General features: G+C 55.3%; 26 protein-coding genes. 13 read left to right on the top strand and 13 right to left on the bottom strand.

What is annotated here, in order from left to right; translation table 11 throughout:
• Positions 1–1,259 precede the first annotated feature (1,259 nt).
• The 4 genes from AC2FLD_RS17240 (at position 1,260) to AC2FLD_RS17225 (ending at position 6,373) form a co-directional block, all read left to right on the top strand.
• Positions 1,260–2,195 (top strand): hypothetical protein, encoded by a 936-nt coding sequence (locus AC2FLD_RS17240; RefSeq protein WP_496670770.1) that lies wholly within the window; start codon positions 1,260–1,262, stop codon positions 2,193–2,195.
• 278 nt (positions 2,196–2,473) lie between these two features.
• The gene (locus tag AC2FLD_RS17235) at positions 2,474–4,396 is read left to right on the top strand and encodes a DUF3604 domain-containing protein (protein WP_496670773.1); all 1,923 of its coding nucleotides are present in this window, start codon (positions 2,474–2,476) and stop codon (positions 4,394–4,396) included.
• Positions 4,397–4,556: 160 nt separating this feature from the next.
• A complete protein-coding gene (locus AC2FLD_RS17230) occupies positions 4,557–5,387 on the top strand; it encodes a peptidylprolyl isomerase (RefSeq protein ID WP_496670777.1) in 831 nt (276 codons plus the stop codon).
• Entirely contained in the window at positions 5,384–6,373 is a 990-nt protein-coding gene (locus tag AC2FLD_RS17225) for a HupE/UreJ family protein (protein WP_496670785.1), read from the top strand. Before AC2FLD_RS17230 ends, AC2FLD_RS17225 begins: the two co-directional genes overlap by 4 nt.
• A gap of 295 nt (positions 6,374–6,668) precedes the next feature.
• Here AC2FLD_RS17225 and AC2FLD_RS17220 read toward each other — a convergent pair whose 3' ends face one another.
• The 10 genes from AC2FLD_RS17220 to AC2FLD_RS17175 form a co-directional block, all read right to left on the bottom strand.
• On the bottom strand, positions 6,669–7,679 hold the full coding sequence (locus AC2FLD_RS17220; protein ID WP_496670788.1) for a DUF2955 domain-containing protein: 1,011 nt from the start codon (positions 7,677–7,679) through the stop codon (positions 6,669–6,671).
• Entirely contained in the window at positions 7,669–8,733 is a 1,065-nt protein-coding gene (locus AC2FLD_RS17215) for an HlyD family secretion protein (RefSeq protein WP_050605322.1), read from the bottom strand. Before AC2FLD_RS17215 ends, AC2FLD_RS17220 begins: the two co-directional genes overlap by 11 nt.
• On the bottom strand, positions 8,730–9,809 hold the full coding sequence (locus tag AC2FLD_RS17210; protein WP_496670794.1) for an AI-2E family transporter: 1,080 nt from the start codon (positions 9,807–9,809) through the stop codon (positions 8,730–8,732). Before AC2FLD_RS17210 ends, AC2FLD_RS17215 begins: the two co-directional genes overlap by 4 nt.
• Positions 9,810–9,988: 179 nt before the next feature.
• On the bottom strand, positions 9,989–10,315 hold the full coding sequence (locus tag AC2FLD_RS17205; protein ID WP_496670799.1) for a potassium channel family protein: 327 nt from the start codon (positions 10,313–10,315) through the stop codon (positions 9,989–9,991).
• Positions 10,316–10,537: 222 nt separating this feature from the next.
• The gene (locus AC2FLD_RS17200) at positions 10,538–11,548 is read right to left on the bottom strand and encodes an ABC transporter ATP-binding protein (protein WP_496670805.1); all 1,011 of its coding nucleotides are present in this window, start codon (positions 11,546–11,548) and stop codon (positions 10,538–10,540) included.
• Positions 11,545–12,579: a Gfo/Idh/MocA family protein gene (locus AC2FLD_RS17195; protein ID WP_496670808.1), complete on the bottom strand. Its 1,035-nt coding sequence runs from the start codon at positions 12,577–12,579 to the stop codon at positions 11,545–11,547. Before AC2FLD_RS17195 ends, AC2FLD_RS17200 begins: the two co-directional genes overlap by 4 nt.
• The gene (locus tag AC2FLD_RS17190; protein ID WP_050605318.1) at positions 12,576–13,415 is read right to left on the bottom strand and encodes a carbohydrate ABC transporter permease; all 840 of its coding nucleotides are present in this window, start codon (positions 13,413–13,415) and stop codon (positions 12,576–12,578) included. Before AC2FLD_RS17190 ends, AC2FLD_RS17195 begins: the two co-directional genes overlap by 4 nt.
• Positions 13,416–13,425: 10 nt before the next feature.
• Positions 13,426–14,340, bottom strand: coding sequence for a carbohydrate ABC transporter permease (locus AC2FLD_RS17185; RefSeq protein ID WP_050605317.1), 915 nt, complete (start codon positions 14,338–14,340; stop codon positions 13,426–13,428).
• 65 nt (positions 14,341–14,405) lie between these two features.
• Complete coding sequence (locus AC2FLD_RS17180; protein ID WP_496670812.1) at positions 14,406–15,656, bottom strand: ABC transporter substrate-binding protein; 1,251 nt, start codon at positions 15,654–15,656, stop codon at positions 14,406–14,408.
• A complete protein-coding gene (locus AC2FLD_RS17175; RefSeq protein WP_496670815.1) occupies positions 15,653–16,576 on the bottom strand; it encodes an N-acetylmuramic acid 6-phosphate etherase in 924 nt (307 codons plus the stop codon). The genes AC2FLD_RS17180 and AC2FLD_RS17175 overlap by 4 nt, the downstream gene beginning before the upstream one ends.
• Before the next feature lie 159 nt (positions 16,577–16,735).
• Between AC2FLD_RS17175 and AC2FLD_RS17170 the strand changes: the two genes are divergently transcribed.
• Genes AC2FLD_RS17170 through nagA form a run of 4 tightly spaced genes read left to right on the top strand, consistent with a single transcriptional unit; the run spans position 16,736 to position 20,539 of the window.
• Positions 16,736–17,626: a glucosamine kinase nucleotide-binding domain-containing protein gene (locus tag AC2FLD_RS17170; protein ID WP_496670818.1), complete on the top strand. Its 891-nt coding sequence runs from the start codon at positions 16,736–16,738 to the stop codon at positions 17,624–17,626.
• Positions 17,613–18,368, top strand: a complete 756-nt coding sequence (locus tag AC2FLD_RS17165) for a GntR family transcriptional regulator (RefSeq protein WP_496670825.1) — start codon at positions 17,613–17,615, stop codon at positions 18,366–18,368. The genes AC2FLD_RS17170 and AC2FLD_RS17165 overlap by 14 nt, the downstream gene beginning before the upstream one ends.
• A gap of 12 nt (positions 18,369–18,380) precedes the next feature.
• Positions 18,381–19,409 (top strand): SIS domain-containing protein, encoded by a 1,029-nt coding sequence (locus AC2FLD_RS17160; protein WP_496670830.1) that lies wholly within the window; start codon positions 18,381–18,383, stop codon positions 19,407–19,409.
• Positions 19,406–20,539, top strand: a complete 1,134-nt coding sequence (nagA, locus tag AC2FLD_RS17155; RefSeq protein WP_496670835.1) for an N-acetylglucosamine-6-phosphate deacetylase — start codon at positions 19,406–19,408, stop codon at positions 20,537–20,539. Before AC2FLD_RS17160 ends, nagA begins: the two co-directional genes overlap by 4 nt.
• Positions 20,540–20,721: 182 nt before the next feature.
• Here the strand turns inward: nagA and AC2FLD_RS17150 are convergent, their stop codons facing one another.
• The gene (locus tag AC2FLD_RS17150; RefSeq protein ID WP_496670842.1) at positions 20,722–21,816 is read right to left on the bottom strand and encodes a zinc ABC transporter substrate-binding protein; all 1,095 of its coding nucleotides are present in this window, start codon (positions 21,814–21,816) and stop codon (positions 20,722–20,724) included.
• Positions 21,817–21,873: 57 nt separating this feature from the next.
• On the opposite strand from AC2FLD_RS17150, the gene AC2FLD_RS17145 reads away from it, so the two are divergent.
• Genes AC2FLD_RS17145 through AC2FLD_RS17135 form a run of 3 tightly spaced genes read left to right on the top strand, consistent with a single transcriptional unit; the run spans position 21,874 to position 23,926 of the window.
• Entirely contained in the window at positions 21,874–22,386 is a 513-nt protein-coding gene (locus AC2FLD_RS17145; RefSeq protein WP_496670849.1) for a Fur family transcriptional regulator, read from the top strand.
• A 2-nt stretch (positions 22,387–22,388) separates the two neighbouring features.
• Entirely contained in the window at positions 22,389–23,129 is a 741-nt protein-coding gene (locus AC2FLD_RS17140) for a metal ABC transporter ATP-binding protein (protein WP_496670852.1), read from the top strand.
• Positions 23,129–23,926, top strand: a complete 798-nt coding sequence (locus tag AC2FLD_RS17135) for an iron chelate uptake ABC transporter family permease subunit (RefSeq protein WP_050605307.1) — start codon at positions 23,129–23,131, stop codon at positions 23,924–23,926. The genes AC2FLD_RS17140 and AC2FLD_RS17135 overlap by 1 nt, the downstream gene beginning before the upstream one ends.
• Positions 23,927–24,022: 96 nt before the next feature.
• Here the strand turns inward: AC2FLD_RS17135 and AC2FLD_RS17130 are convergent, their stop codons facing one another.
• The gene (locus AC2FLD_RS17130; RefSeq protein WP_050605306.1) at positions 24,023–24,619 is read right to left on the bottom strand and encodes a LysE family translocator; all 597 of its coding nucleotides are present in this window, start codon (positions 24,617–24,619) and stop codon (positions 24,023–24,025) included.
• A gap of 73 nt (positions 24,620–24,692) precedes the next feature.
• Here AC2FLD_RS17130 and AC2FLD_RS17125 point away from each other — a divergent pair, with 73 nt between their 5' ends.
• Entirely contained in the window at positions 24,693–25,145 is a 453-nt protein-coding gene (locus AC2FLD_RS17125) for an Lrp/AsnC family transcriptional regulator (protein WP_496670855.1), read from the top strand.
• Between the two features lie 119 nt (positions 25,146–25,264).
• Positions 25,265–25,843, top strand: coding sequence for a PA14 domain-containing protein (locus tag AC2FLD_RS17120; RefSeq protein ID WP_496670858.1), 579 nt, complete (start codon positions 25,265–25,267; stop codon positions 25,841–25,843).
• A gap of 44 nt (positions 25,844–25,887) precedes the next feature.
• Here the strand turns inward: AC2FLD_RS17120 and AC2FLD_RS17115 are convergent, their stop codons facing one another.
• Positions 25,888–26,850 (bottom strand): L-malyl-CoA/beta-methylmalyl-CoA lyase, encoded by a 963-nt coding sequence (locus AC2FLD_RS17115; RefSeq protein ID WP_496670861.1) that lies wholly within the window; start codon positions 26,848–26,850, stop codon positions 25,888–25,890.
• Positions 26,851–26,870: the final 20 nt, after the last annotated feature.

Here is a 26,870-nt window from a genome sequence, read left to right as displayed (position 1 = left end):
ATAGATGCCCGAAAGTCTTCCTGTCAGCCATCGCACTCGCCGCACTCGTCATCTATTGGCTATGAGTCCTGAGCCTAATGACCTTCGTCCTGCGAGAAATTGGGCGATGTAGGTCGTTAGCATTGTCATGCTATTAATTGTCATAACCACGACTCTGCATTGATCATCCGTTAAAAAAACTATGAGGACTAAATCAATGAAGACTCTGCTTGGTTTTACTGCTCTCGCATTTTCTTTGATAGTTCGTGCGACCATGACCGTTATGCCTACTGGCTCAGACTTCAACGATACCGGTGAAATCCCGGCTCGTTCTCAATAGCACACTGACATCGAGTATGACATCATGGTGCAGCGGGCAACTCAAGCGGCGATCTACTACAAGGTATCCACTCCCAACATATCTTGAGTGGACACATGACTTTTCTAAAACATCCGCATGTCTTAAAAATGTGCGACGGAACAGAGTGCCAAGTATCGTACTAAACCTCCTTGCGACTTCACAGTGCTGCTGTGCTTAGTCTGAAAGAGTTTCAGAGAACGGTGATGTGACAGCGCAAGGATATTGTAGGCGTTTTGCAACGAGCAAACGCGCGGCAGACCGCCGTGGATCTGTTATCGAAAGGCGATGACGGCGCTCCGAGCTACGGCAGTAATTCTTGTCGACATCGCCAACACCTCTCGTTTACTTTTTTTGATGACTCAAGTGGGAACTCATCAAAATACAATAGGTACCAAATGCAGGGTGTAATTATAGGTGCTGAATCTGATGAAGATCACAAGATCGCCTGCGTTTAGATCTAGAAGAAAAAAGGAGCCTGAAGGTTCTGAAAAAAGGTGACATCTCGAAAGAGCATCTCAAAAACGCTGAATACAGAGGCGCTCGGAAGAAAGATATCAAAGCGTGGCTTTCTAAGGATACCTTTTAACCGAAATCTTTGCTCGGTTGTTAACGTCTCTGTTGCAGAGAGACATGGCCGCGAAAAGCAATCCATTGGGTTAACAAAGTCCAGCGATTGACATGAAACGCTGAAGACACCAACGATATTCCACATTCAGTTTTTGTGATATCATTCGAAAGTCGGTGACGTTTCCCACTTGTGACAGTCATGTGTGATTGGTCGAAAATGAAGAGATTTTTTGCAGTTGTACTATGCATACTCGGGCTAATGACACCCCGTGCTTCGTACGCCTGTGTGGTTTGTACTGAACTGCCGGATGCATCCATTGCGGATCACATACTGTCCGCGGATGTCATCGTATTGGCTGGCCCGGCATCAGAGAACCCATTCAGATATAAGGCGAAAAAGATTCTCAAAGGGGGTAGCGAACGGCTCAATGCCGTACCTGAGATTCCTTTCTTGATTGATAGCGTTACGCGCAGGGCATTTCGATCGGATACAACGCGAGCCGTCCTGCTGACCTATGGACCGACCTACAAGGACAGCGCTGGGCGTGGGTTTTCAAGACGCTGGCGACGTATATTCATCATGAACCCGGAAAGACGCGAGTTTCTGGATAGGCTTCAAACCACCGGCCGACTGTGGGCCTATGGAGAAACGGACAGCCCCGAGCGGGTTTTGTTCTTTGCTGAGTATTTGTGGCACCCGGATCAATCACTGCATAACATGGCCCTGGTCGAAATCGGTCACGCGCCGTATGCACTTGTGCGTCCGATAGGCGGCAAATCTTCTACGAGCCAAATTTTGGATGAGCTGAATGACTTGAAGCGCTTCGCATACAGGTCGGCCGCAATTCGGTTGCTCGGGTTACAAACTGATCCACAAGCGCGCTCAATTGTGCGCTCTCGCTTCACTAATTCCTTGAAGTCAGGCGGTTTCAATAACTACGAGTGGGCAATTGCCGGCATAGAAGCAGATAAAGAAACTGCGATCAGCGCAATTGGTGTCGCACTTCAAGATCCGAAAATGACGTCAGAAGACAGGAAATCACTGATCCGGGCTATAACCGAGGCCGGTTCAACGCAGCCGACGTTAAGGCCAAAAGCTGTACAAACATTGTCTGAGGCGCTTCAGAAAAACAGTGATTTAGCCATCCAAATCGCTGCTGGAACACGAGGTTGGGGCCAAACGGCTCTGCACCAACAGTTTGAGGCTTTGGCCGCTTTGGAAGAAACAGACCCTGCAACTCAGTTTATGATCAGCATCGTTTTGGGAACTGATTTACCGTCTGAGTAGAGTGGTTTTGGAATTTCCGGTAACTATTGAGAACTTTGATTGTCCAATCCTTCTGCTGGCCAAACCAAGCCCGCAACGAAATGCTTGTTTCCGGCTCTGAGGCTTCTCAGCAGCCTGCGATCTACATCTTGCAACCTTTGATGGTTGGCACTGAAAAAGACAGGGCGAACAAATCAATTAACACGGGCAGGTCAGGTGTGATATAAACAAAATCGAATATAAAAGATCCGCTAAAGTCTCCGCGATTTCGCGATAAAATTTTGCATTTGAGGGGCACTATGAATCGAATTTCTGTCTGTATTCTATCGCTGCTACTGGCACCAACAAACGGTCTGGCCGACGCCGTTCCGAGCCAACAGGCAGCTGAAGGTTTGTTTTCCGATCAACCGTATTCCCCCTACGCGCAGCGCACCTTCCCGGAACGTCCACTTTGGGGCGACACACACTTGCACACCGGGCTGTCGTTGGACGCGGGTGCGTTTGGGAATACTTTGCTGCCAGATGAAGCGTGGCGGTTCGCAAAAGGTGAACAGGTCATTTCGTCCACCGGTCAAGCCGTAAGGCTGGCCCGACCATTGGATTGGATGGTTCTTACCGATCATACTGACCTGATGGGGTTTGCCCCGGATCTACAGGCCGGCAAGCCCGGTGTGATTTCTGATCCCAAAGGTTTGGAATGGTACGAAGGATACAAAGCGGGCGGCGAGGAGGCGGGAAAAACCGCCTTTGATATCATCACCAACTTCTCGCAAATGACCCTGCCGGAAATTCTTCTTGAGTCTTACAGCCCCGGTGCCGACGCTTTTGCCTTCACTTGGGAGCACATCGTTCAGGCAGCCGAGAGGCACAATGATCCGGGTAACTTTACAGCGTTCATCGGGTTCGAGTGGACCTCGGTCCCCAAGGGTTTTAACCTGCACCGGAATGTCATGCTGCGTGACGGGCCGATCCGGGCCTTGCAGATGGTTCCTCCGGTCACCCAACCTCCCTACGGCAGTACAGACCCAAAATCGCTTTATGCTTGGCTTGAAGAGTATCAGGAGAAAACAGGGGGACGCGCCGTTGCCTTTGCCCATAACGGCAACTTGTCGAATGGATGGATGTTCCCTACCGAAGACACGTATCACGGCGGCAAAGTTGACGAGGAATACGTGGCGGCCCGCGCGAAGTGGGAGCCCCACTATGAGGTCACGCAGATCAAGGGCGACGGCGAAGCGCACCCATTCCTGAGTCCTGATGACGAATTTGCGGATTACGAAAACTGGGACGTCGGCAATCTTGATATCACCGAGTTGAAGACCGATGACATGCTGGCTGGCGAATACGCCCGCGAGGCGCTGAAACGCGGATTGATGCTGGAAGAAAAGTTTGGCGTGAACCCCTATAAGTTCGGTATGGGCGGCGCGACGGACAGCCATACGTCTTTGGCCACTGCCGAGGAAGACAACTTCTTTGGAAAGTCCGTTAGCGTCGAACCTTCGGCTTCACGGATCGAGCATCCTTTCATTGCAAATGAACTTGGCGAAATTCCCGGCGACCTCCTTGTCGCGTCTGGATACACGGCTGTCTGGGCTACCGAGAATACGCGCGCCGCGATCTTTGAAGCGTTCAAGCGCCGCGAAACTTATGCAACGACCGGACCAAGGATCGGTCTGCGGTTCTTTGGCGGGTGGGATTTCAATGACTCGGACATGGAAACCCGCTTCCTTGCCAATGTAGGCTATACCAAAGGTGTTCCAATGGGCTCGGACCTGCGCCCACGCGAGGGTGACGGTGCGCCCGGCTTCCTGATCGCAGCTCTGCGCGATCCGGTCGGTGCCAACCTGGATCGTGTGCAAGTGATCAAGGGGTGGCTCGATTCCGAAGGTGCCTTGCAGGAGAAAGTTTATGACGTCGCGTGGTCGGATAACCGTGAGGTTGATCAAAACGGCAAGGTCCCCGCGGTTGGAAACACCGTGGACATTGACACCGCTAGCTGGACCAACACAATTGGAACGGCCGAACTGATAACCGTGTGGTCAGACCCGGACTTCGATCCAAATTCGCGCGCGTTTTACTACGTCCGCGCCCTGGAAATCCCAACCCCGCGTTGGATCCTGTATGACAAGCTGAGATATGGCATCGACTTGCCCGAGGATGCGGTTCTTACACATCAGGAACGCGCGTATTCGTCACCGATTTGGTACACACCAGCCGAGTGACCCGGGTTTTCACGAAGCTGCAGGCCGGGGTAGTGACCGCTACCTCGGCCGCTGTGCAATTTTTCTGCAACGCGCAAAGCGTCCATTTTCTTGCCTAACCCAAACCGATAATGCCAGCATCTGTACGTAGAACCAGAGAACGTTTTACGCAGGAGACTTCATGCGAGTACTGAAAGAACCTCTGTTCCATTTCTTCTTGATTGGAGCGGCAATTTTTATTTGGTTTCATATTGTCGCGCCGGATGACGAGGTTGTCGAAAACCTCGAGACGATAGTAATCGACGAAGATGATGTCGCGCTGTTGGCTATTCAGTTCGAAGCACGGTGGAAACGCCCGCCAAACGATACCGAGCTAAAAGCTTTGATCGATGCGTCCATTCGTGAAGAGGTTTTGGTCAGAGAGGCGAGAAAACTTGGTCTTGATCGAGGAGATACCTTGATCAGGACACGACTGAGCCAAAAGATGGATTTTCTGACTGAAGCGATTGCGACATCAGTTGTTCCGGAAGACGAAGACTTGGAAGCCTTTCTCCAACAAAACCCTGAACGCTATGCAACATCCGAAAAGGTGGCGTTCACGCAGGTCTTTTTGGGTGAAGAGGCAAGCGAAGTCGAAATTGAGAAGGCTCTGACCGCGTTGCGCGAAGAGCAAGACCCCTTTGATGTGGCAGGCTCCACTCTGCTGCCCGCTTCGATGCCGTTGACCGCGACCAAAGTAATCGATTCGGTCTTTGGTGCTGGATTTTCCACGCGTTTCGCAGAGGTTGAAACAGGTCGGTGGGTCGGGCCGGTTCAGTCGGGCTACGGGGTCCATCTTGTTCGTGTGAACGCAGTTGAGCCCAGTCAAACGCCTCCTTTGGCAGATATTCACGATGCCGTACTGCGGGATTGGCGGCGCGTTATGAGCGAAGATCTGGCGCAGGCACAATATGAATCTCTTGCCGACAGCTATCAGATTATGGTGCCCGAACTTGCAGGCCCGGCCAAATGAGAGTGTTGATTTTCTTACTTTTTGCGCTGCTGTTCGCGTGGCCCGGAGGTAACGCCAATGCGCACGCGCTTGATCCGGGATATCTGGAAATTCGCCAAATCGGGCCGGGCACATGGAGCGTTCATTGGCGAAAACCCGATGTAAATGGTCAACCGATGGCGATCGATGCGGTATTGCCGGATGGCTGCGCTCCGGCGCGCGGACCTAATCCAGTTTCCGACAGCCGAGCATGGGTTTCATCCTGGGTCGTAGAGTGCCGCGTGGATATCGCGGGTCAACCCATTGAGATTGAGGGCTTGGAGACCCAAAAGAACGATGTATTGGTACGTTTGCACCCGCTAGAGGCTGATCCTACCACACTTTTATTTACCCCAGACGCGACCGTTCAAAACATACCTTCTGAACAGACAACGTGGTCCGTTTTTATCGCCTATTTCCAGTTGGGGTTTGAGCACATACTGGAAGGCTGGGATCACCTTCTGTTTGTCTTCGCGCTGTTTATTCTGGTCCGTGATCCGTGGAGATTGGTAGGGGCTGTAACGGCTTTCACACTTGCGCATTCAATAACCTTGGCGCTGGCAACCTTTGGCGTTTTGAACGTTCCCGGCCCGCCGGTTGAGGCCGTCATTGCACTATCCATCGTTTTTCTGGCGATGGAGATTGTCAAAGGCGGAGAAGGCCGGTTCCGGCTTTCAAAGCAAAAACCCTGGATCGTTTGTTTCGGGTTTGGGCTTTTGCATGGTCTCGGTTTTGCCGGGGCTTTGGCCGAAATTGGATTACCTTCAGACGATATTCCTGCGGCCTTGCTTGCCTTCAACCTTGGCGTCGAGGCCGGTCAGTTGAGCTTTATCGCCGCGCTGGCGCTTCTCTTGGGGATCTGGCGAATGATCGCTCTTCCGACAGGTCGAGGGGCGACCGCGCTGACCGCTTATGGCATCGGTTCGGTGTCGATGTACTGGCTCATCGAGCGCATAAGCGGATTCTGACGTAAACACTCAGTGTCCGCAAATCACTCTGCCGGTGTGGGCCAGAGTGGTATGGTGTACGCGCGATCGGCTAACCGCATCTCGGCGCCTTCGGGCGTTTCGACACCAAAAACGTGGGTCAGCCGGGGCTTTGGGATTTCACGGACACGGACGAAAACATAGCGTGATCAGAAGGTACCATTCCCAGATCAACCCAATAGCCGCCCAATGCGGCGGCTCAAATCGTGTAAGGGTAAGTGTCCTCGGCAACATGGAAAACTTCCGCTTAGCAGCAAATCCTGCCTTGCGATGAAGCTTACTGTGTTAAGGGTTGGTTTTTCTCAGGCCAGAATTCATCCACTACGATATATGCGGCAATCACGAAGAAAGCGGCACCAGCGACCTGCAACACACGGGTGATACTTTTGACGTCGGCTTCATCCGAAAATGGTGAAATCGAACCGCCATAAACAATCAGCATTGTCGTCAACGCCGAGCCTGCTGCGGCAGCGAGTGGGATTTGCGATTTCCCGAGCGTTCCGAGTGCGAAGCAGAAGAACAAACACAACAGAATGGGTGTTAAAATAACTGGCGCGACGACGTTTATTTCATAGCAAAGGATCGACACCGCCGCGCCCAGTAGGTTTGCCGTTAGCATGGCCTTGGCGACCGTTTTGCCCATGGACGGCATCGCAGCAAGTTGTTGGCTTAGAAGCGCGACGAAGAACAGAACCAACAGGGCTGACGCGCCTGAGATGAAAAACGCCATAGCAAACGGAACCGTGACGAGCGACATTCTGACGATCCGGCGATGGGGGTCGAATTCAGAAGACGCCTGGGCTTTCTTCTGAGCGGCAGTCTGAGGTTCGGCTGGTACCACCACAAACATCAGCGTCGACACGAACCCTGCAAATAGCAGGTTCAAAGGAATCCAGAACACAAGCACCAATGCCAAATCCTGCGACTGCAATACAAGGTTTGGAATCATCAACGCACCCATGAGGGCTATGACACCGGGTAAAACTCCTGCCCCTGAAACCGACCATGTGAATGACAGGATTATCCCTATGGCAACCAATATGAGGAACACCACGGGATATGGCGCAAAAACCGACGACAAAAAGAAGGAAACGAACATCAATCCGATCGAAAAGACGAACAGCTTGGCGAATGCTGCCAAGGGCAATGCAGCGGGTGCCTGAAGGAACAGGGCAGTGAATACTGCCCCAACCACGGCAAGCGGCCACCCTAATAACAGGCCCAGGGCAAAGACGCTGGTCACACCCAGCGCAAGTCGAATAACAGAGTTCCGGTCCTCAGTACGCATAAGACAAGATTGAAACCAGACGGATATAGGTCCGACCGACCATGTTCAGGAACGAGTTGTCGCTCAGATACATGATCACATCGGCCTGCCCGTTGAGTTGGAAGCGAAGATCATCTTCGGTGCTTCCCGCCTCGTACCCTGGCAGTACGATCCGCACGGGAAACCGTTCTGGTTCGCGCAGAAAGCCTTTGGTGCTTGGCGGGCTTGCCAACTGGCCCGGTTCATCCCCACCGCTTAGCGAGACGGCTGCGCTGAAGCTCTCGATCACGCCTGGAACAATCTTGCCCGGATGCATGTCCAGCACGACGTCAACTGGCGATCCTACCGAAGCCCGGCCGAGGTTGTTCTCGGTAAAGTACGCCTCAATCCAGACGTCCGTTGCATCCAAAAACGTCAATAGGTCTTGGCCAGACCGGGCATAGGTGCCGGGGGCGATCAACAGATTGGATATGACACCCGTCGCCGGAGCACGCAGTTCCGTCCATTCAATGTTCAGCTCTGCATCTGCCAAAGCGGCCAATGCGCGCTGGATTTTGGGGTTTTCGATACCGTCATCACCCAGCCTTTGCTTGGCTTTTTCCAAATCCGCCTTGGCATTCTCAAAATTCGCCTCCGACTCCGCCAGTTTTCCGCGTGCGTCATCGGCCTTTGAGACGGCAATCAACCCTTTCTTTTCAAGTGCAAACACACGTTCGGATTGAATGCGCATTGTGTCGAGATCACTTTGCGCCCTTGCCAGTTTGGCCTGCGCTGCACTCACCTCTGCCGAGGATGCGCCCACTTCCTGCGTGGCCGCCTCAAGATCGGCTTCCGCCTTGTCACGTTCAATCTCATAGGGCCTGGAATCAATTCGAACCAGTACATCACCTGCCGAGACGACCTGACCGTTTTCAACAAGGACTTCGGTCACTGTCCCTGTGACCTGGGGGACGATTTGGGTCGCGACGGCCTTCACTCTGGCGTTTCCAGTGAACGGTGTTTTCCGATCGGCAACTAGGTACCAGACAAGAAAGACCAGAATGATGGCCAGCGTTGTCCAAATTGTCTTTCTCATTTTGCCGCTCCTTCAGCGGCGTCTTCGGCATCGGGTGAGGCGTCGATCCAGACTTTGAACAGCTCATAGAAAACAGCGAACAGAACCGGCCCCATGAATATGCCGATCAGGCCATAGGCCATCATGCCCCCAAGAACACCGATGAGGATCACAAGCATAGGTGTCTCAAGACCTTTTGAGATGAACACCGGACGCAGGAAACTGTCCATTATGGTGACGGGAACGGCCAGTATGGTGAAGATCAAAGCGGCGCCGCCAGACATGGTACTCCATGCGTAGATGATCACCGGCAGAAGAACCAAACCGGGGCCAATCTGGATAATCGAAAGTATCAGGCAGACAAAAGCCAGCGTCGCGGCCGAGTTGATCCCGAACAGCACTAACAATATCCAAACGACGACCGCCTGAATGGCCGCCACACCGATTACTCCTTTTGTCACGTTTCGGATCGTAGCGCCTGCAAGCGTAACGAACTCACCGCCACGTGGTGCAAAGACACGGTTGGCAAAACGTTGCAAACCTTGAACCAGATTTGGTCCGGGGCTGAACAGGGCACCCATGATCAACACGGACAAGGCCAAGCCAAGAAGGCCAATTCCGATGCCCAGAACCTTGCCGAAAAGGGACTTGGTAATCTCAAGGATCTGCGCTCCGTACTTGGCAAGTGCCCCATCCAGATTCCGTTCAAACATTCCCCAAACATCGGCAATTTTATTGCCTACCAACGGTAACTCCTTGAGACCCTCGGGCGCCGGGGGGATTTTCAGCTCGCCCTTGTCGGCCTGTTCGGCAAACCCTGAACCAAGCTCTGCAGCGCCAGATACCGCCGTTGCCACCGGTCCTAGGGTCAGAACAAGACCCAGCAAAACCAGGATTGTTGCGGCAAGTTTCTTTCGCCCGCCCAGCCTGGACTGTAGCCAATCGAAAACCGGATAGAGAGCGACGCAGAGTATCGTGGCCCAGATGACCACGCTGGCAAGCGGAGCAATCATGACCAGCGCGCTGTAGAGGAATAATCCGAGAAAGAGCAATCGTATTGCGAGGTCGACAATCTTGGCGTCCTGAGTCTTTTCCATTCCGTCCCTCCGCTAATTGTTTTTTTGAATATTACACTCAAAAAACATAATATGTATATTTTTTTAAAATTTGGAGACAGGTAGCAGCTTGAAGACTCTCATGAATTCGGGCTGCGGTTCAGACCGCTCAGACAAAGGCCGTCTGCGCACTAATCGTTTCCGGTTTTGTTCTATGGGGCCTATTTTTGCTTTTTGTCATCCTCCTGCGACAGGATTGTGTCCGCCACAGTGGTCGCCGCAGTCACGAAGACGCCGAGGCCCACAATGATATACACCATCGTAAAGACCTTCCCTGCCGCAGTTTCAGGAGAAAAGTCGCCGAAGCCCACCGTCGAAATGGTCACGACAGAAAAGTAGATGGAATCGAGCCAGCTCCAGCCTTCGACATAGTGGTAAAACACCGACGCCCATAAGATCATACCGGTTGTGAAGGCAAGAAGGCCCTTTACCCTGCCATCTTTTAAGGCAACGCCTATCCCTCGGGTTATTCTGGTTAGTGAATTCATAGAGCCATCTTAACAGTCAAATCATTTATGCATATCATTTTGTGAATTTAACTAAGAAAATCTCAGACAATCAACTGTTTGGCCCTAATTCGCGTGCGGGATTGAGGCACAAGCAAATGTCTTGCTTTACCGCTTTGGGTTCTCTCCCAACTTTCCTGTGCTACCGGCCGCTAAAGTTCGAATGATCCTTGAACGATGGTTCTGTTGGTCTGGATGTTGAGATTATGCTGTTTCAGAGGTATCCAAGCGCTTGCCCTGTGGGTCAAAGCGAAAGACCCGGTCCAGCGAAAACCCGAACCGGACAGTTCGACCCACATCAAGCTGATGCTGGCCAAACAGTCGCGCAGTGATCTGATGGTCCTGCATCCTTGCGATAATATTGGTATCGCCACCCAGATGCTCGATATGGGTGACGTCGGCAGCGACAGGCCCGTCATCGGACAGAAACAAATCCTCGGGGCGGATTCCCGTCGTAACATCTGTGCTTTCGCCGATCAGGCTGGCGGGGAAGAAATTCATCGATGGCGCGCCAAGGAAGCCTGCGACAAACTGATTGGCTGGATTGTTGTACAGCTCCATCGGGGTGCCGACCTGTTCAACGTGCCCGTCGCGCAGTACGACGATCTTGTCAGCTAACGTCATTGCTTCGGTTTGGTCATGAGTCACATAAATCATTGAAGCATCAAGCTGCTGATGCAAATTCGCGATTTCTAGCCGCGTGTTCATACGCAGAGCTGCGTCCAGATTGGACAGGGGTTCGTCGAACAGGAACAATTTGGGTTCACGAACAATCGCGCGACCGATGGCGACACGTTGGCGCTGACCGCCGGACAATTCCGAAGGGTAGCGGTCGATGTAAGGCTCCAGATTAAGCATCTTGCTGGCCTTGGCGACGCGCTCTTCGATGACCTGCTTGCTCTGACCTTCCTGTTTCAACGCCAGTGACATGTTCTTACGCACATTCAGGTGCGGATAAAGCGCGTAGCTCTGGAACACCATCGCGATGCCGCGTTTGGAAGGCGGGATGAGGTTCATCAGTTCGCCACCAATGCGCACTTCGCCCGATGACACATCTTCAAGCCCCGCGATCACGCGCAAAAGGGTCGACTTGCCACAACCCGAGGGGCCGACGAAGACGACAAATTCACCTTCGTCCACTTCGATATTGATATCATTCAGAACCTCGACGGGGCCGAAGGATTTGTTCACGTTCGTAAGCGTCAGGGCAGTCATGTGCGAGCCTCTTTCAGCGAAATGGGTTGACCGGTACGGATGCTTTCATCCGCAGCCAGGCAGATGGCCAGCGATTGCACGGCGTCGTTCATGTGGCGGGTCAGGTCAATATCCTCGGCGATGGCGCGCAGCATATAGGCTTGTTCGGCGTCGCAGAGTTCCTGATGGCCAGGCTCATCCGGCATCTCGATTATCTGGTCGCCCTCAGGGCGGTGGACCAGGAGACCGCCAACCTTGGTATGGCCGTCGATATCTGCGGATGCGCCCTTGTTGCCATCGGTGATTGAAACCGACCCGTTGGGGGACACGATGTCTTTCACGAAAAACGCGGTCTCAGACATCATCGGCCCCCAACCGGCCTCGTACCAGCCGACCGAGCCATCCTCAAAAACCACCTGAAACTGGCCGTAGTTATACATGTCTTCAGCGATCTCATCGCTCAGGCGCAGGCCCATGCCGTGCACGCGCACCGGATCCGAGTCGGTGATCTGGCACATCACATCGACGTAATGCACGCCGCAATCAACGATAGGAGAGGTGGTCTGCATCAGCGCCTTATGCGTTTCCCACTCGGCCCCGCTGCTTTGCTGGTTCAGGTTCAGGCGGAACACATAAGGTCCGCCAAGGTCGCGGGCTTCCGAGATCAGGCGCATCCAAGAAGGGTGATGGCGCAGGATGTAGCCGATCACCAACTTGCGATTGGTCCGGGCGGCTTTGTCGACAACACGTTTGGCATCGGCCACAGTGGTCGCCAGCGGTTTTTCAACGAACACATGCGCGCCTGCCTCCATCGCGGCGCAGGCATAATCGGCGTGGCTGTCGGAATAGGTGGCGACAATCACGAGATCCGGCCGTGTCGCGGCCAGAGCAGCCTGAAAATCCGAATAGGCGGGATAGGTTGACAGTTCGGGGTGATCCACACGGCCGGACCGGTTCACCAGTCCCACGATCTGTGCGTCTGGATGGTGGTGATGCGCCAGCGCGTGGCTCAGGCCCATATTGCCAAGGCCGGCAATCAGAACTCGGGTCATTTGACAGCTCCTGAAGTGATGCCGCGGATCAGTTGGCGCGAGAAGATGACGTAGAGCACCAGCACCGGCAAGATCGCCATGCTGAGCGCAGACAGAACCGCATTCCAGTCGGTCACGAATTGGCCAATGAAAACCTGGCTGCCCAGCGTCAGGGTTTTGGTTTCTTCCGCAGGTGCCAGGATCAACGGGAACCAGAGGTCGTTCCAGATGGGGATCATGTTGAACACGGCAACTGTTGCCATGGCTGGGCGGACAAGGGGCAGGACCAGACGGAAGAAGATTGTGTATTCCGACAACCCATCGATCCGACCCGCATCCTTCAGGTCGTCCGAGACCTGTCGCATGAACTCGGACAGGATAAAGACGGCCAGCGGCAGCCCCTGTGCTGTGTAGACAAAGATCAAGGCCCAAAGCGTGTTCACCAGACCCGTGGCCACCATCAAATCCAGTATGGCGACAGTGCCGATGCGGATCGGGATCATGATCCCAAGCGCCAGATAGAGGCCCATCAGCAGGTTGCCCTTGAACCGGTATTCGCTGAGCGCGAAGGCGGCCATCGCACCGAACAGCAGTATGAAAGTCAGTGACACCACAGTGACGATCAGCGAGTTCTGGAAATAAAGGAAGAAGTCCCCTTGTTTCATCACGGTCTGGTAGCCGATCAGCGAAAAGCTCTCGGCATCGGGCAGGGCGAGGGGCTCGCGAAAGATGGCGCGGCGGGTTTTGAAACTGTTGATGATGATGACGAAGACCGGGAACAGGGCGATCAACGTATAGAGGATCAGCGCCCCATGCATGGCCGCCGTGTTCAGCGGGTTTGAGCGTGCTTTGTTCATTGCAGTGCCCTCACAACTGATACCGGCGCATCCGGGTCTGGATGCCGAAGAGGTAGATGCAGACCCCCACGAGGATGATCGCGAACATGGCCCCTGCGATGGCGGATCCCATATGTGGATCACCCAGTTGCAGTTGGAAGCCAAAGAAGGTGCGGTACATGAACGTGCCAAGGATGTCGGTCGAGAAATCCGGCCCTGCCAGTGCCCCCTGAGACACGTAAATCAGGTCGAACGCATTGAAATTACCCACGAATGTCAGGATCGAGATGATGCCGATCGACGGCAGGATCAGCGGCAGTTTGATCTTCCAGAAGGCGGAAGCCCCGGTGATCCCGTCGATTTCTCCGGCCTCAAGGATTTCCTCGGGGATCGACAGCAGGGCGGCATAGATCAACATCATCGGGATGCCGACGAATTGCCAAACCGAAACAAGTGCCAGTGTAGTAAGCGCATATTCTTCTTTACCCAACCACGGCGCAAACAGTGATTTCAGACCAATGGCATCCAGCATTGAGGGTGCGATACCCCAGAGTGGTGACAAGATCAGTTTCCAGGCAAACCCGACGATCACAAAACTCAGGATCGTGGGTATGAAAATCGCCGACCGGTAAAGTGCTGCGAACCGCAAGCGGGGATGCGACAGGATCGCAGCCAGGGCGATGCCGATGGGGTTCTGTACCAGCATGTGGATCAGGAAGAACCAGAAGTTGTTGCCCAAAGCGTTCCAGAACTGTTCGGACCAGATAGGGTCGAAAAACAGGGTGCGAAAATTTTCTAATCCCACATAAACGCGCGCCTGATCGACCTCGGTGAACAGTGCGAGGCGGAGCGTGTTGAACAAAGGGAAGATCATCACCGCCGTGTAGACCAGAACCGCAGGGGCAAGGAAAACGGCGATGTGCCAGCGTATGCGGCGGGTCTGCATGGGAATCTCCGGGGAAAAGGTGCCAGACGCGACGCGAGCCGCGTCCGGTGTGAATGCCTCAGGCTTTACTGATGAGGGGCATACCAGGTGGCCAGGCCGTCTTGCAGCTGCTGGCCCAGAGCCTCGGGCGTTTCAGTTCCCTTGATGGCAGCAACGGATGCTCCCCAAGTTTCGTTTTCCAAGTTTGGCGTGCCGCGCGATAGAATCTGATAAGTCGAGCGGATCGTGCTTTCACACTCATCCCGCCAACCGACGATTTCTTTGGCCAGTGGATCTTCCAACTCAACCGGGGTGTTGGACAAAGGGAAGAAGCCGGGAACGGCGTTCCCGAAGATGCTGGCGAATTCCGGGCTGGCAACCCAGGACAAGAAGGTCCGCGCGGCCTCTTGGTTTTCGCTGGCCGCGTTCAGGCCGATGCCAATATCGGTGTGGTCCGAGATATAGCAGGTGTCGCCTGCGTTTTGGACCGGAGGCTTGAAGGCGCCCATCTCAAAATCGGCCTGTGTATTGAAGCCAGCGATTTCCCAGCTGCCCGCCGGATAGACCGCCGCGCGACCAAGCGTGAACAGGTTCTGGCTGTCGGGATAAGTCTGCGCCTCATACCCGTCACCCAAATAACCTGCCCATTTGGACAGCGTTGCATAGGGTGCAACCCATTGAGGGTCGGTCAGCTTCTGCTCGCCTTTGATCAGAGCCTGACGGCCTTCCTCACCTTTCCAATAGTTAGGACCGATATTGTTGTAGCCCATCGTTGCGGCTTCCCACTGGTCGTTGGTGCCCATCGCCATAGGAATATATGTGCCGTCTTCCTTGATCTTGTCCAAAGCGGCAAAGAACTCGGCCTCGGTGGTCGGAACTTCGATGCCCAACTCGTTGAATGCGTCTTTGTTGTAGATGAAGCCATGGATCACAGACGCCATCGGCACACAGAAGCTGGCGGATGCGTCATCAGTCTGCCACGCGGATTTCGCAACATCCGAAAAATTGCCCATGGCCTCAAGGTCGGAAAGATCCGTAAGGTGCCCGCCTTCATAAAGCGCTAGCGAAGCGTCAAACGGGCGGCAGGTGATCAGGTCGCCTGCCGACCCGGCCTCAAGTTTCGAGTTTAGAACCGCGTTGTACTCAGCAGGGGCAGAGGGTGAGAAGACAACCTTGATTCCTGGGTTCGCTGCCTCGAACGCCGGGATGATCTTGTCCTGCCAAAGAGTCAGGTCGTCGTTGCGCCAGCTTTCGATTGTCAACGTGGCTTCTTGCGCATAGGCGCTTGTGACCAGCGCTGTGCTCATCAGAGCCAGGCTCAGAACTTTGCGTTTCATTGGTTTTCTCCCAGGTTGATAGTTTTGTTGTTTTGTTTCAGTAGCTTCATAGCAGGTCGTAGATGACCACAGGTTTCGTTGAGCAGCGTATGTGCGTCCTCTGCCGATTTGGCACCCGCAGCGACGAGCGTTGCGCATTTGAGATTGCCTTTTGCCGTCTGCAAAGCCGTTTCGGCAGACTCGGGTGTTACGCCGGCCAGTTGGCACACGATGCTGTTGGCTCGTGCGCGCAGCTTGTCGTTGTCGGCACGCAGATTGATCATCATGCCATCCTGAATGTGGCCAAGTTCCACGGCCATCAGAGTCGACAGCATATTGAGCGCAATTTTCTGGGCAGTGCCGGCCCCCATCCGGGTCGAGCCCGAAATCAGCTCAGGAGGGGTGGATAGCAACACGGCATGATCCGCTAACTGCAACAGGCGCGACCCGGCGTTATTCGCGATCCCGATAACGGGCGTTCCCCTGTCGCGGGCCAATTCTGCGGCTGCAATCGTATAGGGGGTCGTGCCGCTGGCTGAGACAGCGATCAGCGTATCATTGACCTGCATGTTTGCCAGTTCATGCGGCAGCCCATCACTCGCGTCCTCTACGTCGCCGGGCATTTCTGCCTTGGTTGGCAATCCGCCCGCCATGTGAATACGGATTTGTTCGGAAGGGATTGAAAACGTACCGCCGAGCTCAAGCGCATCTGATGCTGCCATGAGTCCGGAAGATCCTGCTGCAAGATATCGAAGCTTGCCACCCGCTCGGATGGTGGCGGCCATGGCGGTTGCTCCGCTGCAAATTGGTCCAAGGGCGTCAAGTGCGGCCTTTGCCGCCGACACTTGCGATTGCGCCAGCAGATCGGCCACTTCCTTCAGTGGACGGGTATCAAGCCCGTTTGCGTCCTGATGCAGTTGTTCCGTCGCTGGCGTGTTCAAGTGATTCTCCCCCAAGAGTCTCGGATATCATACCTTTTGAATACCATTAGTCTACCATTTTATTACGGGCCGTATTTTGGGCGATTTAGGCGATAATGTCGATGGCTTGGTCATATTTAGGACTTCTAATAGGTGAAAAGGTATTATAAAGGTATCTGCATGACTCAATCATCAAGTTCTCTGATTCTGGCTGCCGATGGGGGAGGAACGCGTTGCCGCCTTGCCGTTCGCTGTGGCGAGGGCGCGACGCACAAGATCGAGGTTGGCGCGACCAACGTGTCCACTGATTTTGAAGCCGCCTGTATCGAATTGCGGCATGGTCTGGAGGCTCTTTCAGTGCAGTCTGGTTATTCTCTTGCTGAGTTCGGGCAAGCGCCTTCGTATCTGGGGTTGGCCGGCATAACGGGTGACGCTATTGCAAAAAAACTTGCCGCAGCTTTGCCGTTTCGGAATGTGAAGATCGAAGATGACCGGCCTGCGTCCTTACGGGGGGCGTTGGGCGCCAAGGACGGGTTTGTTGCCCATTGTGGGACGGGTTCGTTTGTTGCGATGCAAAAGGGCGAATCGATGAGGTTTGTCGGTGGCTGGGGGTCGGTTCTGGGCGATCAGGCTTCGGCGCAATGGGTGGGTAAGTGCGCGCTGTCCAGAGCGTTGGAATATGTGGATGGGGTGACTGGCCCTTCGCAATTGGCGCGAAGTCTATTGTCCCGATATGGCGGAGCTGCCGGAGTTGTACGAGCAGCCTCTGAGATGACCCCGTCTGAGTTTGGGGCGCTTGCCCCTTTGGTAACTGAGCTCTCCGATCAGAACGATGAACTGGCGATTTCTATCCTGGAAGATGGTGCGGACTATCTTGTCGAGATGATGAAAAGAATGGGTTGGGGCGAGGGGACGCCGATTTGCTTGACCGGCGGCATTGGCCCTTGTTACGCGCCGTATCTGCCATTGGATATGCAGTCTGTTCTGAGCCAGCCTGCGGGCGATCCATTGTCCGGTGCACTCGCCTTGGCGCGTGCGTATCAGAAGGAAATTGAACATGAATGTAGTTGATTTCCTGCGGCCGGAAGGATGGTTGGGGCAAAGTTCAGGCCCGCGCTACGTGCAGCTTCGTCAACGTCTTGAGCAAGGGATTGAAGATGGCATCCTTCCGCCCAACAGTTCATTGCCACCCGAAAGAGAGATCGCCGAGTTAACAGACCTTTCGCGCGTGACTGTGCGTAAGGCGATACAGGAACTGGTGCGCAAGGGCGCAATCGAACAACGGCAGGGGTCCGGTTCCTTTGTTCGGGAGCCCGTGGCGAAAGTCGAACAGTCCTTGTCCCATTTGACATCGTTTACCGAAGACATGGAACGGCGCGGTCTCAAAACGACCTCAACGTGGCTGGAGCGTGGGATTTTTCTACCATCACCAGAGGAAATGATGGCTTTAGGATTATCGGCCAACGAACAGGTCGCACGAATCCACCGCCTGCGCGAGGCGGGAGGGCGACCGATGGCGTTGGAAAGGGCAGCTCTTCCGCTTGATATCCTGCCAAACCCCACCGAAGTGACGGGGTCACTTTATTCGGTTCTTGAACGAACGGGCTTCAGACCGGTGCGTGCGATCCAGAAAATCTCGGCCATCAACCTTGAAGCACCCGAGGCAGAGCTTCTCGATGTTGCGGAGGGCACAGCCGGGCTTCGCATTCAACGTACGTCTTATCTGGAAAGCGGTCGAGTCGCTGAATTGACCCGGTCAATCTATCGCGGCGATGCCTACGACTTTGTGGCTGAGCTGCGCCTGTCAAACTGAAAGCCTGGGAACATGTCTGACAAAACCACTCAAATGCGGCGGGAAATCAACGAGATACCCGACGCCGTCGACCGCCTGCTAACCGCGGGCGCAGATTTGATTACGCAAACCGCCGACGAAATCCGGGCCCGTGATCCGCGGTTCCTGATCTCGGTGGCGCGGGGGTCTTCGGATCACGCCTGCAGCTACTTGAAGTACGCGTCTGAGTTGCTGCTTGGTTTGCCGATGGCATCGGTTGGGCCATCGGTCAAATCTATCTACGGTGTCGACATGCGCTGCGACGACGCGATCTGCATCTCGGTCTCGCAATCCGGTCAAAGCCCGGACATCGTAAAACTAACGCAGTCGATTACGTCCGGAGGCGCTTATTCAGTTGCGATTACGAACAACACGGCCTCAGACCTGGCTGAGGCCGCAACGGCGACGCTGCCAATTCATGCGGGCCCTGAACTGAGCGTGGCCGCGACCAAGACATTCGTGACCTCTTTGGTTACGGGGCTATGGCTGATCGCGCAGGTGAAACGGGACGATCATTTGTTGCGCGCAATCCATGGTCTGCCGGACAGCCTGTCAGCAGCCATTGCCTGCGACTGGAGCGCCGTGGCGGATGCGGTTGATGGTCGCTCGCTGTTTACTTTGGGGCGGGGCATGACTTTGGCAATCTCGAATGAAGCTGCTTTGAAATTCAAAGAGACCTGCCAGATTCACGCGGAAAGCTATTCGTCGGCTGAGGTTCTGCACGGTCCTGTTTCCATTGTTGATCAGGGTTTTCCAGTACTTGCATTGGCATCCGGGGACGCTGCCGAAGCCAATCTGGCCGAGGTCGCAGACGAGCTTGCCTCGAAAGGGGCCGATGTATTTGCCACAACCAGCCGCGTGAAACACGCAACGGTGCTGCCGCATGTCCGGACGTCGCATTGGATGACGGATCCCATACCAACAATCGCGTCGTTTTATGGAATGGTAGAGAAAGTTGCCACGCAACGCGGGGTTGACCCCGACACACCGCGTCATCTGAAGAAAGTGACGGAAACGGTATGACCGAGGCTTCGATCACCTTTGCAGGCGGCCCGATCTTTGATGGCACTGAATTGCGCGACGGATACGCCGCGCACTTCAGAAACGGGGTGATGGACACGTTGGTGCCCGAAGATCAGTTGACGGGTGAGGACCTGATCGAAGATTTGTCGGGAAACATTCTCAGCCCCGGCTATGTCGATTTGCAGGTCAACGGCGGTGGTGGTGTGATGTTCAACGACGATCCATCCGTTGAAACCCTGACAAGGATCGCCGGCGCCCATCGCGGGCTGGGTGCAACTCGCATCCTGCCGACCCTGATCACGGATACAGCCGAGAAAACCCGAGCCGCAATCGACGCGGCGGTAGAGGCCGTTCGGTCCGGAGTTTCCGGGATCGCAGGTCTGCACCTGGAAGGCCCGCATTTGTCTGAACGGCGCAAAGGGGCGCATGATGCGGCTCTGATCCGCCCGATGCAGCCATCTGATCTGGACGCAATAACCAACGCGGCAAAAGATCTGCCCGCTTTGATGGTCACACTTGCGCCGGAAAGCACGACTGTGGAGCAAGTCGAAGCGTTGAGCCGTGCCGGAGTGATCGTGTCATTGGGGCATACCGACGCGTCCTTCGAGACTTGCATGGCTTACGCAAATGCTGGTGCAAGCTGTGTTACGCATCTATTCAATGCGATGAGCCAACTTGGCAGCCGCGAACCTGGGCTGGTCGGCGCGGCGTTTTCCTGCGGATCGATGTCGGCGGGGTTAATCGCGGACGGCATTCACGTTCATCCCGAGACAATACGGATCGCCTGGACAGCCAAGCGCGGGCCAGGGCAGATTTTTCTTGTAAGCGACGCGATGGCGGTTGCCGGCACTTCGTTGACAGAGTTTCGGTTGGAAGGCCGTCCGATCCATCGGGAGAACGGCAGGTTAACCCTGGAAGACGGCACTCTGGCTGGGGCCGATTTGTCCTTAACCAAGGCAGTGCAGGTTCTGTCGCAACAAGTGGGTATCCCTTTGCAACAGGCTCTCGCGTCGGCAACCAGCGTCCCGCATCGGATGATTTCCGGGACAAGTGAGGTGCCGAGGCCGACGCTTTCGCAGATGATAATGATTGCGCCAGATTTTTCTGAGGTCAGACCGGTGCGACCGTGATTATAAGGCGCGGTTGAAAACAAGGCTGAATTTGAGAGCGTGGCGTTTCATGCTTCTCGATTACAAGCGTTTCGACGTCCTGGCTGGATTGCGGAGTGACGCGAATTCCTTGGCAAATGTTACGCCAAGCTGGCCTTCAGCCCGACCGATGACGTGTTCATGATCGGGCTGGGAAAGTTGGGTCAGAGGCACTCGGCCAGAGACTTCGCAAGATTGCGAATGAGATTCGGATAGAGGTCCGCGCCGGGTTCCAGATCGGACCCAAGCGGGTCAATTACACCGGTCTTTGCCTCCACGCCCCCCATGACGCTCTCGACGATGCCGGGATTGAACTGGGGCTCTGTCAGAACGCAATCGATGCCTTCGTCGCGGATACGTGCTTGGATCTCGGCAATGCGCGCGGGGCTGGGATCGGATGCATCGGCGATCGAAATTGCGCCTGAGGCGGGGAAGTCGAAGGCATCCTCAAAGTATTGGTAGGCGTCGTGAAACACGATGAAGTTGCCGCCGCGCACAGGGTCCAGCGTTTCGGCGACTTCCGCAGACAGTGCGGCCATTTCCTCGCGCGCGGCTGCGGCATTGGCAAAATAGGCGCCTGCGTTGTCAGGGTCAGCCGAGGACAACTGCGCCGCGATCACATTCAGCCAGATTTCGGCATTTTCCGGTGACAGCCAGGCATGTGGATCATGGTCGCCATGGTCGCCATGGGCGTGTTCATCATGGTCATTTTCGTCGTGATCATCATGCCCATCATGGTCCGCGTGTTCTTCGTGATCATGGTCGTCATGCTGATCGTGATCGGCGTGTTCCTCGTGATCGTGATCGTCCTCTTTGGCGTGATCGTCGCCGTGGTCGTGATCCTTGTCATCTTTGTCTTCATGGTCAGGTTCGTCTTCGTCCCCATGATCATGTGCCTCGAACACTGCGTTTTCACGGAATTCAAGAAGCACTGTGTCATCAGCTTCCAGCAGGGGTATGACGGCTGCACCTTCGGCTAATGTTTCGATTGCATTCTCCATCCACGGTGTCAGGTCCTTTCCCATCCAGAACACCAGATCAGCGTTCTGCAACGCTGCGGCCTCGGACGGGCGCAGGTTGTATTCATGCGGCGACGCACCCGGAGCAATGATCAGGTCCGGGGTTCCGACACCGTCCATGACGCGTGTGACCAACGAATGGACCGGTCCAATGTCAGTCGCGACATTCGGAGCGTCCGCAAGGGCCGTTCCGCCCATCAATGCAGCCGTGATCGACAATGGAAGAAGCTTTCTGGACATCAGACCCTCTGTGTGATTTTATAACGTTGCGAGTGGCAATACATGATATGAAATAACATGACAAGTGATGCACACCCTGCGTCGGTGGAAGACACCGCTCCGGTAGGGTTTCAGGAACATGACCATCAGACCTGCGTCGAGACGGCGCTGACCTCTGTCGAAGCCCAGTGCAGCGCGGAAGGGCTGCGCCTGACGCCAGTGCGGCGCAAGGTTCTTGAGATGTTGCTGCAGGAACACCGGGCGCTTGGCGCTTACGCAATTCTGGATCAGTTGCGCGCCGAAGGATTTGGTTCACAGCCGCCCGTTGCCTATCGCGCGTTGGAATTTCTGGTGCAGAACGGGTTTGTTCACAAGATCGAGCGGTTGAACGCGTTTGTTGCCTGCTCGCACCCGGGCCAGTCGCATTCTCCGGCCTTCATGATCTGTAGAAAATGCGATGCCGTGGCCGAGGCGCAATCCTCTCCGGCCAAAGGTGCTCTGGGCGCTGCCGCGCGCGCGGCAGGTTTCGAGATCGAACGAACAGTTGTAGAGGCCGAGGGTCTCTGCCCCGACTGCACCGAAAAGGCATAAAGATGACCTTGATTACTGTTGAGAACCTTAGCGTGCGCTATGGCGCGCATACCGTGCTGAGCCGTGTGGACATGGCCGTCGAACCGGGTGAGATTGTCACCATCGTTGGTCCCAACGGATCGGGCAAGACAAGCCTGCTGCGCGCCATCATAGGTGCGACCCGGCCGTCTGCGGGGCAGGTGTCCCTGAAGCCAGGACTGAAAATCGGATATGTGCCGCAGAAGCTGCATGTCGACCCGACGCTGCCCATTTCCGTCGAACGGTTCATGCGCCTGACCGACCGCGTGTCGCGCAAGCAATGTGTTGCGGCGCTGGAAACTGCGGGCGTGCCGGATCTGTTGTACCGCCAGATGTCGCAGTTGTCCGGCGGACAGTTCCAAAGGGTGCTGCTGGCGCGGGCGTTGATCAACCGGCCTGACATTCTGTTGCTGGACGAGGCGACCCAGGGGCTCGATCAACGCGGGTCAGCCAGTTTCTATCAGCAGATTGAGGCGGTGCGCCGTGAAACCGGATGCGCCATTCTAATGATCAGCCACGAATTGCACGTGGTCATGAGCGCCTCGGACAGGGTGATATGCCTCAATGGCCATGTCTGTTGCGAGGGCTCTCCTGCGGTTGTGGCTTCGGCGCCGGAATACCGGGCGTTGTTCGGAACAGGCACGGGCGGCGCGCTGGCGCTGTACCGGCACGAACATGACCACAATCACGATCATGATCACTCCTCTAAGGAAGCGGCGGAATAATGCTTGATGATTTTATGACCCGCGCAACGCTCGCCGGTGTCGGCGTGGCTTTTGCAGCCGCCCCCCTTGGGTGTTTCGTCGTGTGGCGGCGTATGGCGTATTTTGGGGATGCGACCGCACATGCCGCGATCCTGGGTGTGGCACTGTCGCTGACCTTTCAGATGTCGATATTCACCGGCGCGCTGGCCGTGGCGCTGATCATGGCGTTGACCGTGACACTGTTGGCCGGTCGCGGCTATGCGATGGATACGCTGTTGGGCGTTCTGGCGCATTCTGCCTTGGCGTTTGGATTGGTCGCTGTTTCGTTCCTGTCCGGTGTGCGCATTGATCTGATGGCCTATCTGTTCGGGGATATTTTGGCGGTCTCACGCTCGGATCTGCTCGTGATCTGGGGCGGTGCCGCGCTGGTCGTTGCGCTGATCACGTGGCGTTGGTCACAGCTGTTGACGGCCACTCTGAACGAGGAACTGGCTTATGCCAGCGGTTTTGATCCCAAGCGAGAGCAATTGATCCTGACTTTATCCTTGGCTGTTACCGTGGCGGTAGCGATCAAGGTTGTAGGCGTGTTGCTGATCGCGGCGATGCTGATCATTCCGGCTGCCGCAGCGCGCAATCTGGCGCGCTCGCCGGAATCGATGGCCTTAATTGCCGCTGGGATCGGGGCGTTCTCCGCCGTTGCGGGATTAAGGGCGGCTTACGTTTTCGATACCCCTGCAGGGCCTTCGATTGTCTGCGTGGCCGCCGTTCTTTTCGCCTGTTTTAGCATCCTCGGTTTGAAATCACGGGGCAGGACGTAAGGCAGCGTTGAGCCTAAGTGTTTGTGATCATGTCATTGTGCTGACCGTGCAGAGTGGGCTGTATCCAGATTCGGACCGCATCCGATTGGACTGTGCTCAATGGGGCCAAAGCACTGGATAGAGCGAGGCAAGTAGCAGCGCGGCCATTGTCCAGTTGAACGCAACCAACCGGCGCGGGTTTGTCAGCACGCGCGCCATCTGCTGTCCAAGGACAGTCCAGGTGCTGACCGAAGGCAGATTGACCGCTCCAAAGACAAGCGCCACCAGCAAGATCGCGTGCAACGTCTGGTTAGGGGCATAGGCGGTCGTTGCGGTCAGGGCCATGGCCCAGGCCTTGGGATTCACCCATTGAAAGGCCGCCGCTTGCAGGAATGTCATGGGGATGCCTGACGCCTCGGATCTTTTGGCAGGTGCGGCATGGGCGATCTTCCACGCCAGATACAGCAGATATGCCACCGATACGATTTTCAGCGCGGTATAGCTGACCGGGTATCGGTCAAAAACCTGCACCAACCCTGCGCCGACCAGCAGCACCATGATCGTGAAACCCAAACCAATGCCCAGCATATGCGGGATCGAGCGCCGAAAACCGAAATTTGCACCTGATGCCATCAGCATCAGGTTGTTGGGCCCTGGTGTGATCGAGGTCACGAAGGCAAAGACGATCAGGGCCATCAGGATATCATAGGTCATGGCGCGCAGTATTGACCGTGACCATGAAAATGAAATTGCTTATTTGTGCGTGTTTCCGGTAAATTCACAACTTATGACGAAAGATGATCAGATAAACCGCCAGATATTGCGAGAATTAACACGCGACGGGCGCATCAGTAACCTGGAATTGGCCGAACGGATCGGTCTGTCGCCCTCGGCCTGCTTGCGCCGCGTGCAAGAGCTGGAAAAGGCAGGGGTGATTACCGGCTATCGCGCCGTTTTGGATCCAGCCGCTATGGGCGTGGGTTTTGTTGCCTATATCGGTGTTGGCCTGGGTGAACACACTAAGGCCGCGCAAGAGGGGTTTGAACGGGCCCTGCAACAAGCCCCCGAAGTGGTCGAGTGCCACAATATCACCGGTACAATCGAATACCTGCTTCGGGTCGAATGTGCGAACCTGCCGTCCTACAAAACATTCCATACCGAGGTGCTGGGAACGCTGCCACATGTCACGTCAATCACCTCCTACGTTGTTATGGGATCGCCCAAGGACTTGAGGGCGTAGCGGCCGAAATTGTGAAGTTTCACTCTCTTGCAGGGAAAAAATTCAGAGCCTAGTGTCATGGTAATGACGTTGCCAGGGGATACGCCCAGCCATAATGGCACGCAAACAGGGAGATACCGATGAAACTTGTTCGAACAGTGGCGACCGCAGTAGCCATGTCGCTTGTTGCCGGGGCTGCTTTGACTGCCCCGCTGAAACTGCAACCCGCCAGTCCACAACCCAGCCCAAAGGCAGGGTTGAATGTGAAGTATTATGGTACAGGCAACCAACACAAAAAGATCCGAGATCTGAGCGAGGCAAAAAGTCTGCTGTCTCAAGCGAAGCCCGGAAAGCCGTTGCGGGGGTTGGATTACAGGGACACCAGCAAGGGCGAAGACGTCATGACGTTCGACCAGGCTTACAATGTTGCTGCCGAGGTGACGGGGTATATGAAGTTCGACTCGGCGGGGGTTTACGAGTTGGAAACGTGGTCGAATGACGGGATCGAGGCTTGGGTAGGTGGCCAACAGATTGGCCGCGTAACAAGCATTCAAGGCTGTGAAGCCAATCAACGCACCGAAGTAGAAGTGCCCAAAGCGGGCTGGTATCCATTGAAGATCGTCTATTTCCAAAAACTGGGAACTTCATGCCTGATGATGAAGTCAGGAAAGAAGGGTGAACGTGTCACATGGACGCCCAACGAGGTCTTTGGTCGTTGAATTGACTACATGAGGGCGCTCGATTGAGCGCCCTTTTTTGTGACCTAGCTGCCCGACGCAATCAGTTCGGCCTGCGCCACAATAACTTCGGCTTGCTTGATTGAGGCAATATCGACCAAACGCCCTTTATAGACGGTCGCGCCTTCACCATTTGCCTTGGCCTGTTCCATTGCCGCTAGAATTTCGCGGGCCTCGGAAACGGCTTCGTCCGACGGGGTGAATACCTGATTGGCCAGCGCGATCTGCTTGGGATGGATCGCCCATTTGCCGACCATGCCCAAAGTTGCAGACCGTTTGGCCTGAGCGATATAGCCTTCGTCGTCGCTGAAATCGCCGAAAGGTCCATCCACTGGCAACACACCATGCGTGCGGCACGCCGCCACAATGGCCGCCTGCGCCCAGTGCCATGGATCAGACCAGTGTTTCTCGCCCTCGCGCAGCATGTAATAGTTTTCCTGCGTGCCGCCGATGCCCGTGGTCTGCATCCCCATCGAGGCAGCAAAATCTGCGGCCCCAAGGCTCATGGCCTGCAAACGGGGTGAGGAGGCTGCGATCTCTTCCACATGCGCGATACCGGCAGCGGATTCGATAATGACTTCGAAGCTGATCGGTTTGGTCCGGCTCTTGGCGCGCTCAATCGCAGTGACAAGGGCATCCACGGCATAGACATCCGCCGCGCAACCGACTTTGGGAATCATGATCTGATCCAGACGGTCGCCTGCCTGTTCCATCACGTCGACAACATCGCGGTACCAGTATGGGGTATCCAGCCCGTTGATCCGGACGGACATGTATTTGTTGCCCCAGTCCACGGTGTTCAGTGCCTCGATGACATTGGCGCGTGCTACGTCCTTGTCCGAGGGTGCGACCGAGTCTTCAAGATCAAGGTTGATGACATCAGCAGCCGAGGCGGCCATTTTGGGGAACAGCTTGGTGTTCGACCCCGGGCCAAAAAGCTGACAACGATTGGGGCGTGCTGGTGCAGCGGGTTGGATGCGGAAGCTCATCTGGACCTCGTGTGGGTAAT

This window comes from Ruegeria sp. CDSA021 (assembly GCF_059612325.1).
Note: the sequence above shows the minus strand (reverse complement) of the source record. Positions and strands in the feature narration are given on the sequence as shown.

Bases quoted from the DNA above. Each gene is read 5' to 3' on its own strand.
- AC2FLD_RS17150 (WP_496670842.1), bottom strand. From the start codon at position 21,816: ATGTCCAGAAAGCTTCTTCCATTGTCGATCACGGCTGCATTGATGGGC.
- AC2FLD_RS17115 (WP_496670861.1), bottom strand. From the start codon at position 26,850: ATGAGCTTCCGCATCCAACCCGCTGCACCAGCACGCCCCAATCGTTGT.
- AC2FLD_RS17120 (WP_496670858.1), top strand. From the start codon at position 25,265: ATGAAACTTGTTCGAACAGTGGCGACCGCAGTAGCCATGTCGCTTGTT.
- AC2FLD_RS17235 (WP_496670773.1), top strand. From the start codon at position 2,474: ATGAATCGAATTTCTGTCTGTATTCTATCGCTGCTACTGGCACCAACA.
- AC2FLD_RS17190 (WP_050605318.1), bottom strand. From the start codon at position 13,415: ATGAACAAAGCACGCTCAAACCCGCTGAACACGGCGGCCATGCATGGG.
- AC2FLD_RS17205 (WP_496670799.1), bottom strand. From the start codon at position 10,315: ATGAATTCACTAACCAGAATAACCCGAGGGATAGGCGTTGCCTTAAAA.
- AC2FLD_RS17135 (WP_050605307.1), top strand. From the start codon at position 23,129: ATGCTTGATGATTTTATGACCCGCGCAACGCTCGCCGGTGTCGGCGTG.
- AC2FLD_RS17130 (WP_050605306.1), bottom strand. From the start codon at position 24,619: ATGACCTATGATATCCTGATGGCCCTGATCGTCTTTGCCTTCGTGACC.
- AC2FLD_RS17200 (WP_496670805.1), bottom strand. From the start codon at position 11,548: ATGACTGCCCTGACGCTTACGAACGTGAACAAATCCTTCGGCCCCGTC.
- AC2FLD_RS17140 (WP_496670852.1), top strand. From the start codon at position 22,389: ATGACCTTGATTACTGTTGAGAACCTTAGCGTGCGCTATGGCGCGCAT.
- AC2FLD_RS17210 (WP_496670794.1), bottom strand. From the start codon at position 9,809: ATGGAAAAGACTCAGGACGCCAAGATTGTCGACCTCGCAATACGATTG.
- AC2FLD_RS17160 (WP_496670830.1), top strand. From the start codon at position 18,381: ATGTCTGACAAAACCACTCAAATGCGGCGGGAAATCAACGAGATACCC.
- AC2FLD_RS17145 (WP_496670849.1), top strand. From the start codon at position 21,874: ATGACAAGTGATGCACACCCTGCGTCGGTGGAAGACACCGCTCCGGTA.
- nagA (WP_496670835.1), top strand. From the start codon at position 19,406: ATGACCGAGGCTTCGATCACCTTTGCAGGCGGCCCGATCTTTGATGGC.
- AC2FLD_RS17185 (WP_050605317.1), bottom strand. From the start codon at position 14,340: ATGCAGACCCGCCGCATACGCTGGCACATCGCCGTTTTCCTTGCCCCT.
- AC2FLD_RS17215 (WP_050605322.1), bottom strand. From the start codon at position 8,733: ATGAGAAAGACAATTTGGACAACGCTGGCCATCATTCTGGTCTTTCTT.
- AC2FLD_RS17170 (WP_496670818.1), top strand. From the start codon at position 16,736: ATGACTCAATCATCAAGTTCTCTGATTCTGGCTGCCGATGGGGGAGGA.
- AC2FLD_RS17230 (WP_496670777.1), top strand. From the start codon at position 4,557: ATGCGAGTACTGAAAGAACCTCTGTTCCATTTCTTCTTGATTGGAGCG.
- AC2FLD_RS17165 (WP_496670825.1), top strand. From the start codon at position 17,613: ATGAATGTAGTTGATTTCCTGCGGCCGGAAGGATGGTTGGGGCAAAGT.
- AC2FLD_RS17125 (WP_496670855.1), top strand. From the start codon at position 24,693: ATGACGAAAGATGATCAGATAAACCGCCAGATATTGCGAGAATTAACA.
- AC2FLD_RS17225 (WP_496670785.1), top strand. From the start codon at position 5,384: ATGAGAGTGTTGATTTTCTTACTTTTTGCGCTGCTGTTCGCGTGGCCC.
- AC2FLD_RS17195 (WP_496670808.1), bottom strand. From the start codon at position 12,579: ATGACCCGAGTTCTGATTGCCGGCCTTGGCAATATGGGCCTGAGCCAC.
- AC2FLD_RS17180 (WP_496670812.1), bottom strand. From the start codon at position 15,656: ATGAAACGCAAAGTTCTGAGCCTGGCTCTGATGAGCACAGCGCTGGTC.
- AC2FLD_RS17220 (WP_496670788.1), bottom strand. From the start codon at position 7,679: ATGCGTACTGAGGACCGGAACTCTGTTATTCGACTTGCGCTGGGTGTG.